The 16,759-nt window shown below is 75.5% G+C and carries 10 protein-coding genes; all 10 read left to right on the top strand.

Annotated elements, in window-relative coordinates; all coding sequences use genetic code 11:
- Positions 1 to 216 precede the first annotated feature (216 nt).
- The 10 genes from DSZ44_RS11480 (at position 217) to DSZ44_RS11520 (ending at position 16,752) form a co-directional block, all read left to right on the top strand.
- Positions 217 to 6,411 carry a DUF11 domain-containing protein gene (locus DSZ44_RS11480; protein ID WP_146237532.1) on the top strand — a complete coding sequence of 2,065 codons (6,195 nt, stop codon included), beginning with the start codon at positions 217 to 219 and terminating at the stop codon, positions 6,409 to 6,411.
- Between the two features lie 3 nt (positions 6,412 to 6,414).
- Positions 6,415 to 7,095, top strand: coding sequence for a Pvc16 family protein (locus tag DSZ44_RS11485; protein WP_110852772.1), 681 nt, complete (start codon positions 6,415 to 6,417; stop codon positions 7,093 to 7,095).
- Positions 7,092 to 9,119: an ATP-binding protein gene (locus tag DSZ44_RS11490; protein WP_110852773.1), complete on the top strand. Its 2,028-nt coding sequence runs from the start codon at positions 7,092 to 7,094 to the stop codon at positions 9,117 to 9,119. Before DSZ44_RS11485 ends, DSZ44_RS11490 begins: the two co-directional genes overlap by 4 nt.
- Positions 9,120 to 9,224: 105 nt before the next feature.
- Positions 9,225 to 9,905 (top strand): eCIS core domain-containing protein, encoded by a 681-nt coding sequence (locus DSZ44_RS11495; protein WP_110852858.1) that lies wholly within the window; start codon positions 9,225 to 9,227, stop codon positions 9,903 to 9,905.
- A 130-nt stretch (positions 9,906 to 10,035) separates the two neighbouring features.
- Positions 10,036 to 11,586, top strand: coding sequence for a phage tail sheath family protein (locus DSZ44_RS11500; RefSeq protein ID WP_110852774.1), 1,551 nt, complete (start codon positions 10,036 to 10,038; stop codon positions 11,584 to 11,586).
- A 33-nt stretch (positions 11,587 to 11,619) separates the two neighbouring features.
- Positions 11,620 to 12,069, top strand: coding sequence for a phage tail protein (locus tag DSZ44_RS11505; protein WP_110852775.1), 450 nt, complete (start codon positions 11,620 to 11,622; stop codon positions 12,067 to 12,069).
- Positions 12,069 to 12,515 (top strand): hypothetical protein, encoded by a 447-nt coding sequence (locus DSZ44_RS11510; RefSeq protein ID WP_110852776.1) that lies wholly within the window; start codon positions 12,069 to 12,071, stop codon positions 12,513 to 12,515. The genes DSZ44_RS11505 and DSZ44_RS11510 overlap by 1 nt, the downstream gene beginning before the upstream one ends.
- Positions 12,512 to 12,670 carry a DUF6760 family protein gene (locus tag DSZ44_RS18315; RefSeq protein ID WP_181424619.1) on the top strand — a complete coding sequence of 53 codons (159 nt, stop codon included), beginning with the start codon at positions 12,512 to 12,514 and terminating at the stop codon, positions 12,668 to 12,670. Before DSZ44_RS11510 ends, DSZ44_RS18315 begins: the two co-directional genes overlap by 4 nt.
- Positions 12,671 to 12,673: 3 nt before the next feature.
- The gene (locus DSZ44_RS11515; RefSeq protein ID WP_110852777.1) at positions 12,674 to 16,315 is read left to right on the top strand and encodes a hypothetical protein; all 3,642 of its coding nucleotides are present in this window, start codon (positions 12,674 to 12,676) and stop codon (positions 16,313 to 16,315) included.
- On the top strand, positions 16,312 to 16,752 hold the full coding sequence (locus tag DSZ44_RS11520) for a phage tail protein (RefSeq protein ID WP_110852778.1): 441 nt from the start codon (positions 16,312 to 16,314) through the stop codon (positions 16,750 to 16,752). Before DSZ44_RS11515 ends, DSZ44_RS11520 begins: the two co-directional genes overlap by 4 nt.
- The last annotated feature ends 7 nt before the right edge of the window (positions 16,753 to 16,759 follow it).

Below are 16,759 nucleotides of genomic sequence, written 5' to 3' on the forward strand. Positions count from 1 at the left end.
CTGCCCGAAGTGCTGTCCGCCGCCCGCTGACCGGGCCGGGCGCCGCTGCCACCGTGGACGCGTGGAGGCTCAGAGGTGAGACGCGCAGTGGTGGCCTCGGTCGCCGGGTTCGGGGTGGTCGGGAGCCTGCTGGCGCCCAGCGCGCTACCGGGGGCCACGCCGGTCCAGGCTGTCAGTACGGCTCTCCCCGCGCCAGACCCGGCGCAACCACGCCTCTTGTTCGCCGGCATCCCAGTTGCGGACACACCCGACAGCGCGCCGGACGTGTGGGACGTCATCGCCGAGAGCGCCACGGACCAGCGCAAGCGGGTCGACTCCGCCCAGGACGGCAGCTACGGCTTCCGGTCGCCGTCCTACTCCCCGGATGGCTCACGAGCGGTGTTCAGCCGCGAGGTCGACGACGAGGGCGCGGAGGGTCGGCAGCTGGTCACCGCGGACCTCACCGCGGGGCTCTCGGCCACGACCGAGACGCTCGACTCGGGATGGACCGACGGTACGCGCGACGACGAGCCGGACTGGTCCGCGGGCGGCCTGATCGCATTCACCCGGGAGGTCGTCGACGAGTTGACCGAGGGCATCAGCACGCAGTTGCGCGTCGTCGACGAGGGAAGCGGTGCCGTCACCGACCCTCTCGCCGTCGTCGGAACCACGCATGAGGAGGCCTTCGGCGACGCGGACGTGCACCGGCCGGTGTGGTCGCCCGACGGGACGCGGATCGCCTTCGAGGTCGTGGGTGGTGACGGTGACAACTTCGGTGAGCTGTGGGTCGTCGATCTCGAGGAGGAGCAGCTGCTCGGCCTCGTCGACGCCGACGGCGAGCAGGTCACCGGCCGGGGGCCGGCCTGGTCCCCGGACGGCTCTCAGCTCGCCTTTTCGGCGGGCGACGCCCAGGTCCTGGTCACCCTCGTGGCAGGCGTTCTTGAGGAGCCGGACGCCGGCGCGATCGAGATCGATGCCGATACCGTCTACGTCCCGGCGGACAACGACCCGAGGGTCGGGCTGTGGGGCATCCGCGAACCCTCGTGGTCACCGGACGGGACGGAGATCGCCGTCGTCGCCGATGACTACGCCGGCAGCGCTGCCACGCACGGGGTGTACGCGATCTCCGTCGCAGACGGGACCTACCGCACCATCAGCAGTGCGTCTCCCGCCGCAGGACCGTGGGAGGAGGTCTCGGGCCTTGACCACCAGCCTTTCAGCGACCTCGCCGTCGCCATCGAGGCCTCCCGGACCGGCGGGATCGAGCTGGGGGAGCTCGTCGAGCTCACCGCCACCGTGACCAACCCCGGACCTTCCGCCGCCTGGGACGTGACCGTGCAGTACGAGCTCCCGGGGGCTCCGGACGGCATGGACACGGTCGTCGGCTGGCCGCCAGAGTGCGAGGGCGACGGCGGCGTCCTCAGCTGCGTCCTCGACGAGCCGCTCGCTGCGGGGGAGACGGCCGAGCTCACCGTCACCGTCGCCCTCCCCGAGCCCGGCACGTACCGCACCGACGTCCGCGTCGACGCCGTGACGCCCGACCCCGCCACCACCGACAACGTCGCCACCGTCGCGCTCGACGGGCCCTTCCCACCCGCGGTCGGCACCGAGCCGCGGCTCGCCTTCTCCTACCGCCACGGCACGGCGGACGACCGCCGCGCCGACATCGCCGACGTGCTCGCCGCCGACGCCTCGGACTTCCGCATCCTCGTCGACGAGCTCGTCGACGACGGCGCGAGCGTGGCGCGACCCGTCGAGGAGCACCCCTCCTACTCCCCGGACGGCCGCCGCCTCGTCCTCAGCAGCGAGCGCCACGAGCTCGACGACGGCGAGCTGCCGGACGAGCCCACGCTCTTCGTCGCGGACGTCGGGCCGGACGGGGCCCGCGACCTCACGCTGCTCGCGGCCGCGTACGAGGAGGACGCCTCCGCGACCTCGCCTGTCTGGTCGCCGGACGACACCCGGATCGCCTTCCTGCGCCACCGGGGCGAGGGCCGCACCCTGTCCGTCGTCGAGCTGGCGACGGGAGCCGTGCAGGACTGGCCGGTACCGGCCGCAGACGTCGGGTGGTCCCCGGACGGCGAGCACCTGGTGATCGCGGACCCGGACACGCAGCCGGGACCCGAGCTGGCCGTCGTCGATGCCGACGACGGCACCGTCCACAGGATGGTCACCGAGGTGCCCGGGTGCACAGGGGCGCCAGAGACGTGTGTGGAGCCCGTCGTCGGCGAGGGTCCGGCCTGGTCGCCAGGCGGTGACCGCATCGCCTACACGGCACTGGCGGGCGACGACGTCGACGGCCTGTTCACCGTGACGATGGGGGAGCCGACGACGACGAGCTGGGGCGAGGTGGTCCACCTCGTCCCCCCACCCCGGCTCGTCTCCGAGCCCGACCCCGAGGACCACCCCCTGCTCCGGGAGCCGACGTGGGCGCTGGACGGCGGCTCGGTCACCGTCGTCGGCCAGGACGGGGATGGCCTCGGCAGCCTCCTGTCGGTCCCCGCCGAGGGCGGTCCCGCGACGCTCGTGCGCGAGCTTCCGGGCATCGCCCCGGACGTCGGGGACCCGGTCTACCAGCCGTGGGCCGACGTCGCCGTCGAGCTCACCGGCTCCGGCCCGGTGGACGCCGGGCAGCCGGCCACGGTGACGGCGACGGTCACCAACCTCGGCCCGTCGCCCGCGTGGGACGTGGGTGTCACCGTCGAGGTCCCGGCCGTCGCCGCCGGTGATGCCGTGCTCGAGGGCTGGCCCGCCCAGTGCACGCCCAGCGCCGCGGGCCTGGAGTGCACCCTCCCCAACGTGCTCCCGGCCGGGCAGGCGGTCGGGCTGACGGTCGAGCTGAGGACCACCGCTCCCGGCGGGCACCCGGTCCGGGCCGCGGCGTCCTCGGCCTCCGTCGACCCCGTGCCCGGCAACGACGCCGCCGTCGTCACCCTCGAGGTGAGCGATCCTCCGCCACCGGTGCTCGAGCCCCACCTCGCGTTCACCCGCTGGGCCGACCGCCCGGGCGGGGACGACAGCCGCGACCTCGCCGACGTTCCTTCCGAGGGGGCCGAGCACGCCAGGCTCCTCGCCCACCGGGTCGTCACGACCGACGAAGGCCCGCCGCTCTACCTGGACGAGCGCCACCCCTCCTACTCCCCGGACGGCACCCGGCTCGCCCTCAGCGCCGCCCAGGTCATCGACGGTGCCGTCTCGCTCGACCTGCGTCTCGCCGTGGGTGACCTCACCGGCGAGCCCGTGGCGGTGGGCGAGCCGCCCCTCACCGACCTCCGCCTCCTCAGCTACGCGACCGAACCGGGGCAGAGCGACGTCGCCCCGGTGTGGTCACCGGACGGCACCCGGATCGCCTTCACCCGCCGGGACAGCCTGTACGGGAGCAGCCCGCGGCTCCTCGTCCTCGACGTGGCCACGGGCGCCACCCGGGAGCTCGACCTGCCCGAGCAGGCCGGCTCGGGGAGCGCCGACCCCAGCTGGGCGCCGGACGGGCAGCGCCTCGTCGTCGCGGTCGACGGGTACCGCACCGAGGGCGAGGAGCTGTGGGTCGTCCACCTCGACGACGGCACCTGGTACCCGGCCGGCACCCCGGCCGCGGGCTGCTCGGGCACCGCGCTCGAGTGCCTCGACCCGGTCCGGGCGGTGGCCCCCGCGTGGTCACCGGACGGTGGGCAGGTCGCGGCCGGGGACGCGACCGTCTTCGGCGACGCTCCCGAGTACTCGGCCGTGCTCGTCCACGACCTCGCCCCGGAGCCGGTCGACGGGTTCTACGCCGTCACCGACTCCCGCGTGCTCGCCGGCCGGCCGGCCGACGCCGAGGGCGAGCAGCCACCGGGAACGCTCGAGGCCGCCTGGCACCCGGCGTGGTCCCCGGACGGCACGGAGGTCGCCTTCGTCGGGCGGACGACGGGGGAGTCGTGGCCGGCCCTGCACGCCGTCCCGGCAGGTGGCGGCGCGCCCGAGGTGCGGGTGGCCGAGTGGGGCGAGGACACCCCCGGCGGCTACGGCGACCCGGCCTACCAGCCGTGGAGCGACGTCGGGATCACCCTGCGCCCGCCGGCCGGCACCGTCGTCGCCGGCGCGCCCGCCGACATGACCGTCGTCGTCACCAGTGCCGGCCCCTCCCCGGCGTGGGGGCTGACCGTGACCCTCACCCTGCCGCCCGGGCAGCGCGTCCTCGACGCGCCCGCCGGCTGCTCCGTCTCGGGCACCTCCGCGACGTGCACGGAGCCGGGGCCGCTCGGGCCGGGCGAGGACCTCGAGCTGACCTTCACCGTGGTCCTCGACGAGCCGGGGGAGCACGAGGTGACAGGTGCGGTCACGGCGAGCACGCTGGACCCGGTGCCGGGCAACGACGCCGCGAGCACCGTGGTCGTCGTCGACCCGCGGGTGCCGGGGACGGGGGTCGAGCCGCGTCTCGCCTTCGGCTACGTCCCCGACCTCGACGCCGAGCTCCCCTCCGACGTCGCCGACGTCTTCTGGGCCGACGGCGAGGAGTTCCGCGTCCTCGCCGACGAGCGGCCCACCGACCTGCTCGGGCGACGTCACCGTGCCCACGAGACCCACCCGACCTACTCCCCGGACGGGCGGCAGCTCGTCCTCGCCGCCGACCGCGAGCTCGTCGGCGCCCCGACCGGGGGCCCGCCCTCGCTCGGGGGACGCCAGCAGCTCATGGTCGGCACCACCCGGCCCGGGACGACCGGGCTCGTCGACGTGGTCCCGCTCGACTACGACCGGGACCCGGAGGCCAGCGACGAGGAGCCGGCGTGGTCCCCGGACGGGACCCGCCTCGCCTTCGTCCGGTCCGCCGGCACGGGGCGCAGCCTCGGGATCGTCGACCTCGCCACGGGCGACGTGCGTCTGCTCGACGCCGCGCTGCCGGTCCGGGCCAACGCCCCCACGTGGTCACCCGACGGCCGACGGCTCGCCGTCGAGGCCGGCGGGCAGCTGTGGGTGGTCGACGTCGACGGCGAGGAGGCCGGCCCCGTCGTCGTCGTGCCGGACACGTGCGCCGGGCCGCCGGGGTCCTGCGACCAGCCACTGGCGGGGCGCACGCCGGCGTGGTCACCGGACGGCTCACGCGTGGCCTTCGTCGCTCCCGACGACATCTACTGGGAGGCGCTGTACACCGTCGCCGTGGCGGGGGCGCCCGAGGCCGGCGCCTACCGCGTCGCGGCGCCCCTGCGGGTGGCCGGCGCCGGCGACGGGTCCTGGTCCCCGGCCGACCCGGACTGGTCCCTGGACGGCGCGTCGATCGCCGTCGTCGCCCACGGAGCGGGAGCCTCCGGCGGCGACGCCCTGCTCCGCGTCCCGGCGACGGGCGGCGAGCCGGTGGTCCTGCGCGAGGAGGTCGTCCCGGGTCTGCGCCACGGCTTCGCCGACCTCGACCACCAGCCCTGGGCCGACCTCGGCGTGGCGGTCACCGCCTCCGAGGCCGAGGTCGAGGTGGGGGAGCGGGTGGACCTCACGGTCACCGCGACCAACCACGGCCCCTCACCGGCCTGGGGCGTGGTCCTGGACATCGCGCTGCCCGGCGGGGGTGAGCACCTCGTCGGCGTCCCGGCCGGCTGCACGGCCACCGCCACCGGGCTGCGCTGCGAGGCGCCGCAGGCCGTCCCCGTGGGCGCGGCGCACAGCGTCACGGTGCCACTGGAGATCGGTGTCGCGGGCAGCCACGTCACCCGGGGAACGGTCACCTCGCGGATGATCGACCCGCTGGCCGAGAACGACACCGCCCAGGCCGCCGTCGAGGTCCTCGCCGCACCACCGGTCACGCTGGTGTCCGACGTCGCCGTGCGGGTGGAGCTCGAACGACCGACCGCGTGGGTCGGCGGCGACCCGGTCGGCGTGCGTCTCGTCGTCACCAACGACGCCGCCGGCCCGGCCACGGGGGTGGTCCTCACGCTGGCCCACCCGGACGTCGTCACGGCCGGCCCGGACGCCTGCCTCGCGGCGGCGCCCTGCGCGCTGGGCACGCTCCCGCCCGGCGGGAGCCGCACCGTCGCCGTCGCCCTGGACCCGGTGAGGGCGGGCGCCGGTCCGGTCACGGCCACGGTGAGCACGACGGCACTGGACCTGGACCCCGCCAACGACTCCGGCGCCGCCGAGCTCACCGTCATCCAGCCGGAGCTGCGGCTGCTGCCGTCCGTCGGGGAGCCGGGGGAGGCGACCCTCGCCTACGGCACCGACTTCCCGCCCGGCGCCCGGCTCACCCTGTCGTGGGCGCCGGGCCTGACGGCGTGGGTGCGGCCGGTCACCGTCGCCGCGGACGGCACGGTGCGCTCGCCGCTGCTCGTGCTGCCCGGCGACGTGCTCGGTGAGCGGGTCGCGACCGCCACCTGGGCGTCCGGTCCCGGCTTCGCTGACGTCCCGGCCCTGCCGATGCTCGTGGTCCCGGAGACCTCCGCCCCGCCCGACTTCCTCACCCGGGGGTGAGCCGTGATCCGTGAGATGGACGAGGCCCTGCGCGAGCTCGTACGCACCCACGCGCTGGACGGCTCCGACGTCGAGGTGGTCCTCGACGCGCCGACCACGGACTGGGCCGCGCGCCGCAACGCCCCCACCGTCAACCTCTACCTCTACGACCTGCGCGAGGACACCCGCTGGCGCGAGCGCGGCTGGGCGCCCCGCACGGGTGCCGACGGCACGGTGACGGGCCGGGTGCCCGCCCCCCGGCTGTTCAAGCTCTCCTACCTCGTCACCGCGTGGACGGCGCGGCCGGAGGACGAGCACCGGCTGCTCGACGCGCTCCTCCACGCGCTCCTCGCGGTCGAGGTGCTGCCCGCCGAGCTGCTCAGCAGCGAGCTCGAGGGCGTCCGGGTGCCGCTGACCGTGGGCCTGCCCCCGCCGGAGGACCGCGGCTTCGCCGACGTCTGGTCCTCCCTCGGTGGCCAGCTCAAGCCCTCGATCGACGTCGTCCTCACCGCGCCCTTCAGCGCCGGCGCTGACGTCCCGGTCGGCCCGCCGGTGGCCGAGCCGGCCGTCGTGAACATCTCCGACCTGCGCGGCCCGGCCCAGGAGCGTGCCGGTGGGCGCCGCGCCCGTCCCGAGGAGCCCGGCACGCCGCCCGAGCCCTCCGCACCCGCCCGACGCGCACGCAAACCGAGGAAGCGCACGTGATCGGCCACCTCCTCGCCCGGCTCGGCGTCGTCGAGCAGCGGGTGCGCGACCTCGTCGCCGAGCGTCGCGCCACCGACCCGCAGCCCGACGACCCCTTCCGCGGGCTCTACTTCAGCGAGGAGATGGTCACCCGACTGCTCGAGTCGGGACCGCCCGTCCCTCGCCCGCCCACGGACCCGAGCGGGTTCGCCGCAGCGGAGGCCCTCGCCGACGCCGCCGAGGCGCGTGGGGAACGCGTGCGGCTGCGCGAGCTCAGCCGCCACTTCGGCCTCACGCCGCTCGACGAGGAGCTCCTGCTCGTCGCTCTCGCCGGGGACCTCGACGTCCGCTTCGAGGCGCTCTACGGCTACCTCAACGACGACGTCACGCGCCGCCGGCCCAGCGTCGAGGTGGCCCTGGCGCTGTGCGGGGTGCCGCTGGCCGCCGCCGAGGTCCGAGCCCGCCTCCTCCACGGCCCGCTGACGACGGCGCGGCTGCTCACCGTCGAGGACGGCGAGCGTGCCTTCGCCGGGCGCTCGCTGCGGGTGCCGGACCGCGTCGTCGGGCACCTCCTCGGTGACGACACGCCCGACCCCGCCGTTGCCCCCCTCCTGCGTGAGCTCCCCGACGTCGCGTGGGGCGAGCCCGCGCCGCTCGCCCGCGCCCTGGAGGAGGGCACGTGCCTGGTCTACCTGCGCGAGCCGGCCACCGGGTCGGGCCGGGCCCTGGCGGTGCGGGCCCTCCACGGGAGCGGACGGGGCGCCGTCCACGTCGACCTCACGGTGCTCGCGGCCCAGCCCGAGCCGGTCGAGCTGACCCGGCTGGTGCTGCGCGAGGCCCGCCTGCGGGGCGCCGGGCTCGTCGTCGGGCCGGTCGAGACGCCCCCGGCGGGGGTGCTCGACGTCCTCACCGCCGGGGAGGCACCCGTGCTGCTCGTCGGGGACCGCAGCTGGGACCCGGCGTGGTCGGCGCAGGTGCCGCTCCTCGTCGAGGTGCCCGAGAGCACCGTCGGCGAGCGCAGCGCGCTGTGGCTGACCGAGCTCGCGGCCGACGGCGTGGGCCCGGACCAGGTGGCGGCCACCTCCCAGCTGCGGCTGCGTCCCGAGCAGGTCGTGCGCGCCGCCCAGGCCGCCCGCGTGCAGGCGCGCCTGGCCGGGGAGCGTGTCGTCGGGGTCGAGCACCTCCTCGCCGGCGCCCGCGCCGAGAACGGCACGGCCCTGGAGCGGCTGGCCCGCCGGGTGCGCCCCGCGGTGGGTTGGGCCGACCTCGTGCTGCCCGAGCCCGCCCTCACCGGCCTGCAGGAGATCGCGCTGCGGGCCCGGCACCGCGAGCAGGTCCTCGGTGACTGGCGGATGCGCCCCGGCGGCGCTCGCGGGCGCGGCGTCGTCGCCCTCTTCGCGGGCGACTCGGGCACCGGCAAGACGATGTCGGCGGAGGTCGTCGCCCAGGACCTGGGACTGGACCTGTACGTCGTCGACCTCGCGACCGTCGTCGACAAGTACGTGGGGGAGACGGAGAAGAACCTCGAGCGGATCTTCGCCGCCGCGCAGGGCGTCAACGCGGTCCTCCTCTTCGACGAGGCCGACGCCGTCTTCGGCAAACGCTCGGAGGTCAAGGACGCGCACGACCGCTACGCCAACATCGAGAGCGCCTACCTCCTCCAGCGGCTGGAGAGCTTCGACGGCCTCGCCGTGCTCGCCACCAACCTGCGCGCCAACATCGACGACGCCTTCACCCGCCGGCTCGACGTCGTCGTCGACTTCCCCGTGCCCGACGTCGTCCAGCGGCGGCGGCTGTGGGACCGCTGCCTGGGCACGACGCTGCCCCGCGCCGCGGACCTCGACCTCGGCTTCTGCGCCGACACCTTCGAGCTGGCCGGGGGCGCCATCCGGTCCGCCGCCGTCACCGCCGCGTACTTCGCGGCCGACGACGGCGGCACGGTGACGATGGGCCACGTCGTCACCGCGGTGCAGCGCGAGTACCGCAAGCTCGGGCGGCTCACCGTGCCCAGCGAGTTCGGCGGGTACTGGTCCCTCGTGCGGTGAGCCGCCCCTTCGGGCACGTGCTGCTTCCCCTTGGGACGGACCGCGGACCCTTCAGCGGCGCGGCACCCGCTGGGACCGTGGTTCCCAGTCGACGAAGGGGTGACGATGCGCGAGCACGACCAGCGGGACCCGGCCGGGGGACGGTCGACGCGGACCTCCCGGCCGGCCGCACCAGAGCCGCACCTGCTGCGCGCCGCGACCGCCCACCGCCCGGACGTCCTCGGGGCGGAGGGCCTGCTCGAGCTGCAGCGGCTGGTGGGCAACGAGGCGACGGCTGAGGCGCTCGCGCCCGAACGGTCCCCGGTCCTCGACGTCGTCGGGTCCGGCGGCGGGCAGGCGCTTGAGCCCGAGGTCCGGCAGGACATGGAGGCCCGCCTCGGCGCCGACTTCACCGACGTCCGCGTCCACACCGGCGGTGCCGCGAGCGACTCGGCCCGCGCCGTCGGCGCCCACGCCTACACGGTGGGCTCCGACGTCGTCTTCCAGCGCTACGACCCCTCGTCGACGACGGGACGCACCATGCTCGCCCACGAGCTCACCCACGTGGTCCAGCAGCGCAGCGGGCCCGTGGACGGGACGGACACCGGCACCGGTGTGCGGGTCTCCGACCCCGGTGACCGCTTCGAGCGGGAGGCGGCCGCCACCGCCGAGACCGCCATGTCGGCTCCGGCACAGGCGCCGGCACAGGCGCCGCTCCAGCGGCAGGAGGACGAGGAGGAGCTGCAGGGCGCGTTCGTCCAGCGGGACGCGGCCGAGGAGGAGGAGCTGGGCGCCGATCCGGGCTGAGCCTGCCCTCCGGGCGTGCCCCATCGTGCAGCCCGGCCTACCCGCGACGGCGGCCCGGTGTACTACGGGCGGCCGGCGCACCCACCGCACTGTTGCACCCACACGCTTGCCGGTACCTGGAGGAACGATCATGCCGACCTATCTGTCACCAGGTGTGTACGTCGAGGAGGTCGAGGCAGGGTCTCGACCGATCGAGGGCGTAGGCACCGCTGTCGCGGCCTTTGTCGGGCTCGCGGCCAAGGGACCCGTCAACGAGCCCACGCTCGTGTCCAACTGGACCCAGTTCGCCGAGACCTTCGGCGACTTCGTCCCTGGCTCCTACCTCGCCCACAGCGTCTACGGCTACTTCCTCAACGGCGGTGGCAACTGCTACGTCGTGCGGGTCGGAGCCGACGGCGGTCGCAACGGGCAGTCCGGCGCCGGCCGCAAGCAGGTCACGGGGAAGCCCGAGGCCCTCGTCGGTGGCTACCGGGTGGTGGCCAAGTCGGCCGGGACGAAGAAGATCACCGTCTCGGTCGCCGCGCCGGAGGACGACAAGGCGCCGGACGACCGCTTCCGCCTCGTCGTCAACGTCGACGGCAAGCCGGCCGAGACCTTCGACGGCCTCACCACGAAGAAGGGCGGGGACAACCTCGCCACCAAGGTGAGTGCCGAGTCCAAGGTCGTGCTCATCGAGGAGGTCGCCCAGGGCAGTGCCCTGATGAAGCCGGACAAGGGGGAGACCGAGCTCGTCGCCCCCGCCCCGGAGCCCGCACCGGTCACGACCGAGCGGCTGGGCGCCGACGACTACGTCGGGGACGCCGCCGAGCGCACCGGCTTCGCCGGCCTCGAGGCGGTCGACGAGGTGACGATGCTCGCGGTGCCCGACCTCATGGCGGCCTACGAGCAGGGCGCGATCGACCTGGAGACGGTCCAGGCGGTGCAGCTGGCGATGATCGCCCACTGCGAGCTCATGGGCGACCGCCTGGCGATCCTCGACCCGCCGCCCAACCTCTCCCCGCAGCAGATCAAGGACTGGCGGGTGGACGGCGCCGGCTACGACTCGAAGTACGCGGCCCTCTACTGGCCGTACATCAAGGTCTTCGACCCGGCGACGGGCAGCAACCGCTTCGTCCCGCCGTCGGGGCACGTCGCGGGCGTGTGGGCGCGCAACGACGACTCGCGCGGAGTCCACAAGGCGCCGGCCAACGAGGTCATCCGCGGCGCGATCGCGCTGCAGACCAACCTCACCAAGGCCGAGCACGACCTCCTCAACCCCGTGGGGATCAACTGCGTGCGCAGCTTCCCCGGCCGGGGCATCCGGATCTGGGGTGCGCGCACCCTGTCGAGCGACCCCGCGTGGCGCTACCTCAACGTGCGGCGGCTGTTCAACTACCTCGAGGAGTCCATCCTCATGGGCACGCAGTGGGTGGTCTTCGAGCCCAACGACGACGCCCTGTGGTCGCGCATCGAGCGGACGATCTCGGCGTTCCTCGTCAACGAGTGGCGCAAGGGAGCCCTGTTCGGGCTTACGCCCGACGAGGCGTTCTACGTCAAGTGCGACCGCGAGACGAACCCGGCAGAGGGGATCGACGCCGGCCAGGTCACCTGCCAGATCGGGGTCGCCCCCGTGAAGCCGGCCGAGTTCGTCATCTTCCAGCTCGCGCAGTTCTCCGGCGGCACGAGCCTCGTCTCCGAGTGATCCAGAACCGACTGAGAAGGAAGTGAAGACGCCATGCCTCTCCCAGACGCCATGGACCTCGCCCCGGCGTACTCGTTCAGCGTGACGATCGACGGGGTGCAGGTGCCCTACGTGATGGAGGTCAGCGGGCTGAAGTCGGAGGTCGACAAGATCTCCTACCAGCACCAGGACCAGAGCGGGAAGTTCATCACCCGCCAGATGATGGGCCGGCAGAAGCCGGGGGAGTTCAAGGTCAAGCGCGGCCTGACCGACTCCAAGACCATCACCGACTGGCTCAAGAAGATCATGCAGGGCGACCTCGCCGGCGCCCGCAAGACGGCCGCGGTGAAGATCATGTCCTCCGACGGCACGCCGGTGACGACGCTGAACTACCGCAACTGCTGGATCAAGGACGTCGAGGTCGGGGGGACGCTGAAGGCGGGGTCCACCGAGCCGATGACCGAGACGTTCACGGTCTGCTGGGACGAGATGGAGTTCGCCTGATGCGACGAGGATCCCCCGGCCTCGTGCTGCCCGAGGCGGCCGTCGAGGAGACGGCCGCCCCGGGTGGGCGCGAGACGCTGCGGACCGAGTTCGACTTCGAGCTGCCCCGCGGCTACCTCGACGCCGACGGCGTGCTCCACCGGTCCGGCACCATGCGCCTGGCCACGGCCCGCGACGAGCTGCTGCCGCTGTACGACGCGCGGGTGCAGGAGAACGCCGCCTACACCACCGTCGTCCTCCTCGGGCGGGTCATCACCCGGCTCGGCACGCTCACCACGGTGGACGGGTCGGTCGTGGAGAACATGTTCGCCTCCGACGTCGCCTTCCTCCAGGACCTGTACCGCCGGGTCAACGCCGAGGGGCACACCCGCGCCGCGGTGACCTGCCCCGAGTGCTCCCACCGCTTCACCCTCGACCTCGCCGGTGGCCGCCTGGGGGAATCGTGACGTACGCGCCCGACAGCATCTACGAGGAGGTCGCGTACGTCGCCTACCACTTCCACTGGCCGCTCGACGACATCCTCGACCTCGAGCACGCCCAGCGGCTGCGGTACGTCCGGGAGATCGCGCAGATCAACACGCGACTGTCCGAGGAGCGGTGAGCGATGCGGTGGCCCTGGGAGCGGCGCGCGGCGGAGCCCGCCGGCGCTGAGGCGGCGGCCCGGGCCGCCGGGACCGGGGTGGCTCCCGCCCAGCCGGCCCCGAGCCCGAGCGGCTGGGCCTTCCACCCGCCGCTGCAACGGACGATCACGCCCCTGCCGAGCGTCCACGAGGGCACCGCGGCGGGCTGGACGGCCACCGGGCGCGACATCGGCCTCACCGGGCGGATGTCGCACCTGGTCAGTGCGTCGTCGTGGTCAGGGGTGGTGGACGGCGACGGCGGGGGCCTCGTCCTCGCCGCACGCGCCACGTCCGACGGGCTGCCGTCCGCCGGACCGACGGCGGCACCGACGGGCGGTACCGCCGGTGGTTCCCTGACGCGCGCGGCGACGGCGCCGGGCGTGCCCGTGGTGCAATACGCGCCGGCGCCCGGACCGCTGCGGCCACCGCCACCGGCGCAGAGGCCGCAGGTTCAGCGGCGGGAGGAGACGCACGTCGACGCGGACGTCACCGAGGAGCCGCCGGCCGACTGGACCAACCCCGAAGTGGCGCTCGGTGACGGCACGGTCGTCGAGATCCCGCTCAGCGCCGGCCGCCCGCTCGACGCGCCGCCGGTCCAGCGCAGCACCGGGGAGACGGCTCCACCCGCCGCCGGCGGCACCCGGCCGCCGGTGCAGCGCAGCGGCGACCGGCGCCTGGGCCTCGGCGCCCCGCTCAGCAGCACACCTGCCCTGCCCGTGCGGCACCCGGCCGGCGACGCCTCGCGTGCCGGACGGGCCGGCGGGACCGATGCCGGCCCCGGCCCTGCTGCCTCTGCCGGTGACGGTGGCGCACCTCCCGACGCCTCGTCGCCCGGAGGGGGCGCTGGGGCCGCGTCCTCCGGCGAGGCCGCCGCACGTCCTGGCGCCGCGGTACCCGGCGGCGACGCTCTGCGGTCGCACGCGGTGCAGCGGGCCGCGGAGCCGCCCGGGGCCGCGGCCGCGCCGAGTGACGACGGGGAGACCGGTCCGGCGGCGGCGACCGGCGCGGTGCGCGAACCGTCCCCGCCTTCCACCGCGGGAGCCGCGCCGCACGACGGCGCGACGACGGACACCGTCGGCACCCTCGGTGCGGCGGAGCAGCCTCCCGGTGCAGGCGCACCGGCCGGGGGGAACGGTGGCAGCACCGTGCCCCCGCCCGTCAGCAGCGCGGCTGTGCCGCCGCACGGGACTGGACGCGCCGCACCGTCGCTCCCCGTGAGCCGCTCCGCCGCACTCCCGCCGCCGACGGTGAGCCGGACGGCCGCACCGGCGGCTCGGTCCGGTGCTGACAGCTTCCCGACGCCACACGCGGCGCCACCCGGTCCGTCGGGCCCGACCGCGCCGCTGCCGACCGTCGGTCGTGCCGCGCAGGCGCCAGCGCCACCACAGTCGTCTGGCGCGACCACCGCGCCGGCACCCACGGTGGGTCGTGAGCCGCCACTGCCCTCCGGTGCGTCCGGCACCACGGGAGCGAGCACGACGGTCCCCCTCCAGCGCGCCGACGGAGACGGGTCCGGGACGACCGGACCGGGGTCGTCGCCGCAGACGCCGCTCGAGGGCACGGCAGCGGCACCTGGCAGCACCGCCCCGCCACCGGACGACGCCCCGTCGAGCGACCTGCCGGACGAGACACCGACCGCCTCGCCGCCGGACGACGCCCCGTCGAGCGACCTGCCGGACGAGACACCGACCGCTGCACCCGTGGACGACGCCCGCTCGACCGGTCTGCTGGGCGCGACGCCGACCGCCGCGGTGAGGGACGGTGGCAGCGCAGCGCCGGGCCCTGACGCCGTTGCCCAGCGCGTCGAGGCGAGCATGCCCGTCGTGCCGGTCCCGCGCGGCCGGGACGCCGACGCCCCACCGCAGCCCGTCGCCGCCACCCGCGCCGACACCCAGGAGGACGTCGCTCCGGCCGACCAGCGCACCGTCGCTCCGGCCGAGCCGAGCGCGGCCGCGGCCGCCGCGGACCACCCGGCGGCCGGGGTGGGTGTGGCGCGCGCGGACGTCGGCCAACTCTCGCCGGACCAGGCGGAGTCCGGACGGGCGCTGCACCCGACTCTCGCGGAGCCGACCGGGCAGGCGAGGGGTGCTGAGCGCTCGACGACCACGAGCAGTGGCGACCTCGCGCCGTCCGGGCAGCCCGGCCACCACGGGAGGCCACCGGGACCTCTCGTCGCCCGGGTGGCCGGCGACGGTGGGGCCCTCCCGCTGCCGTGGCGCACCCCGGCGCGTCCGACGGTGGACACGCGGGCCGACGACGGTTCCGTTGCGCTCGCGGCGCAGCGATCGACCACCCCCCGCTCACTCGGTGACCGCACCGGCCCGGTGCTCCCAGGAGCTCCGCCGACCACTGCGAGCGCTCCCGGGGCGCGGCCGGCCCTCGGCGGCGCGACGGCCGGTTCCCTGCCGTCGGGCGACGTGCCGGCGCTCTCCCTCTCGGGCCCGCCCCTGACGAGCCGGCCCGGCAGCGCGTCGCCCCCTGCCCGGACCGTCGACGCCGTGGCCAGGCCCGTCGCCCTCCCGGCCGTGGCTCGATCCGCCGCCGGCCCGGCGGTGACCGGCCCCTCGGACGACTCACCGGTTGTCCGCCCCGTCGACGACGCACCGACCTCTCGGTCCGTCGACCCGCTGTCGGTGGGCGGGCCCGTGGGAACGCTGTCGGGGGACGGGCCGATCGGTGCTCCGGTCACGGGCGAGGCTGCCGACACGCTCATAGACCGAGCCGTCGGACCGCTGTCGGCGAGCCGGGCCGCCGGGAGGCCGTTCGCGGGCCAGGGCGCCGGGACACCGTTCGTGAGTCGCGCCGTTGCGACGCCGTTCGCGGAGCGGACCGCTGGGACGCCGTTCGCGGAGCGGGCCGTCGGGACGCCGTTCGCGGAGCGGGCCGTCGGGACGCCGTTCGCGGAGCGGGCCGTCGGGACGCCGTTCGCGGACCGGGGCGCCGCGACCCCGCTCGCGGACCGAGCCGGCGCGACCCCGTTCGTGGACCGGGCGGCCGCGAGCCCGTTCGCGGGTCAGGGCGCCGGGACACCGTTCGTGAGTCGCGCCGTCGCGACGCCGTTCACGGACCGGGCCGTCGGCACGCCACCCGTGAGTCGGCTCGTCGGAGTGCCTCCGGCGCGGCCTCTCGGCTCCTTCTCCGGGCTCGGGTCCGTGGACACCCTGTCGGGCGGCCCGGCGACGGCCGCGGCGGCCGGGCCGCACGGTGCCGTGCCGCTCGTCGCCCGCCCCACCGGCCCTGTCCACGTCCCACCGGGTGCCGCGGACCGCCTGACCGTGCAGGGAGACTTCGTCCCCGGCGAGCTGAGCGGCCGTGGACGGCGCCGTCGCCCCCTCGGTGACCACCGGCGGACCGCCCCCGCCCCGCCCGCCGAGGTCGTCGCGGAGCCGCCGCCCGCCGTCGTCGCCCCCGAGCCGCCCGGGGAGGAGCCACCGGCGACGACCGACGTCGTCGTGACCGAGGCGGCACCCGCCGCGGCCGCGACCGGGGCGTCCGCGGCGCCCGACCCGGCACAGCTCGCCGGGCTCGTCGACGCGCTCGTCCCGCCGCTGCTGCGACGCATGCGGCACGAGATCCTCCTCGACCGCGAACGTCGAGGGCTGCGGACCGACCGGAGGTGGCCATGACCGTTCTGGCGGAGACCGACACCGCGGTGTCGGTGCGCTACGTCGTCACCATCGACCACGCCAACCTCGGCTCCTTCAGCAGCTGTGAGGGACTGGGCTGCGAGTTCGTCCTCGAGACGCGCGAGGAGGGCGGCAACAACCGGTTCGTGTGGCAGCTGCCCACCCGGATCAAGTACTCCAACATCAAGCTCAGCCGGCCGCTCGGCGCCGACACGAGCAAGATCGCAGCCTGGATCGCCGGCGTCGCCAACGGCTACCAGGAGGTCACCGGAACCATCAAGGCGATGACGACGGCCGGCACGCTCGTCGCCCAGTGGAAGCTCAAGCGGGTCGTCCCCGTGCGGTGGACCGGCCCCTCGCTCACGTCCGACCAGGGCAAGGTCCTCACCGAGACGCTCGAGCTCGCCCACCACGGCTTCCTGGACTCGGGGAAGTAGGGCAGCG

It is taken from the genome of Georgenia satyanarayanai (genome assembly GCF_900116375.1).
Lineage (GTDB): Bacteria > Actinomycetota > Actinomycetes > Actinomycetales > Actinomycetaceae > Oceanitalea > Oceanitalea nanhaiensis.

Excerpts from the sequence above, each read along its gene's own strand:
- DSZ44_RS11495 (WP_110852858.1), top strand. The coding sequence starts at position 9,225 with ATGCGCGAGCACGACCAGCGGGACCCGGCCGGGGGACGGTCGACGCGG.
- DSZ44_RS11500 (WP_110852774.1), top strand. The coding sequence starts at position 10,036 with ATGCCGACCTATCTGTCACCAGGTGTGTACGTCGAGGAGGTCGAGGCA.
- DSZ44_RS11505 (WP_110852775.1), top strand. The coding sequence starts at position 11,620 with ATGCCTCTCCCAGACGCCATGGACCTCGCCCCGGCGTACTCGTTCAGC.
- DSZ44_RS11510 (WP_110852776.1), top strand. The coding sequence starts at position 12,069 with ATGCGACGAGGATCCCCCGGCCTCGTGCTGCCCGAGGCGGCCGTCGAG.
- DSZ44_RS11515 (WP_110852777.1), top strand. The coding sequence starts at position 12,674 with ATGCGGTGGCCCTGGGAGCGGCGCGCGGCGGAGCCCGCCGGCGCTGAG.
- DSZ44_RS11520 (WP_110852778.1), top strand. The coding sequence starts at position 16,312 with ATGACCGTTCTGGCGGAGACCGACACCGCGGTGTCGGTGCGCTACGTC.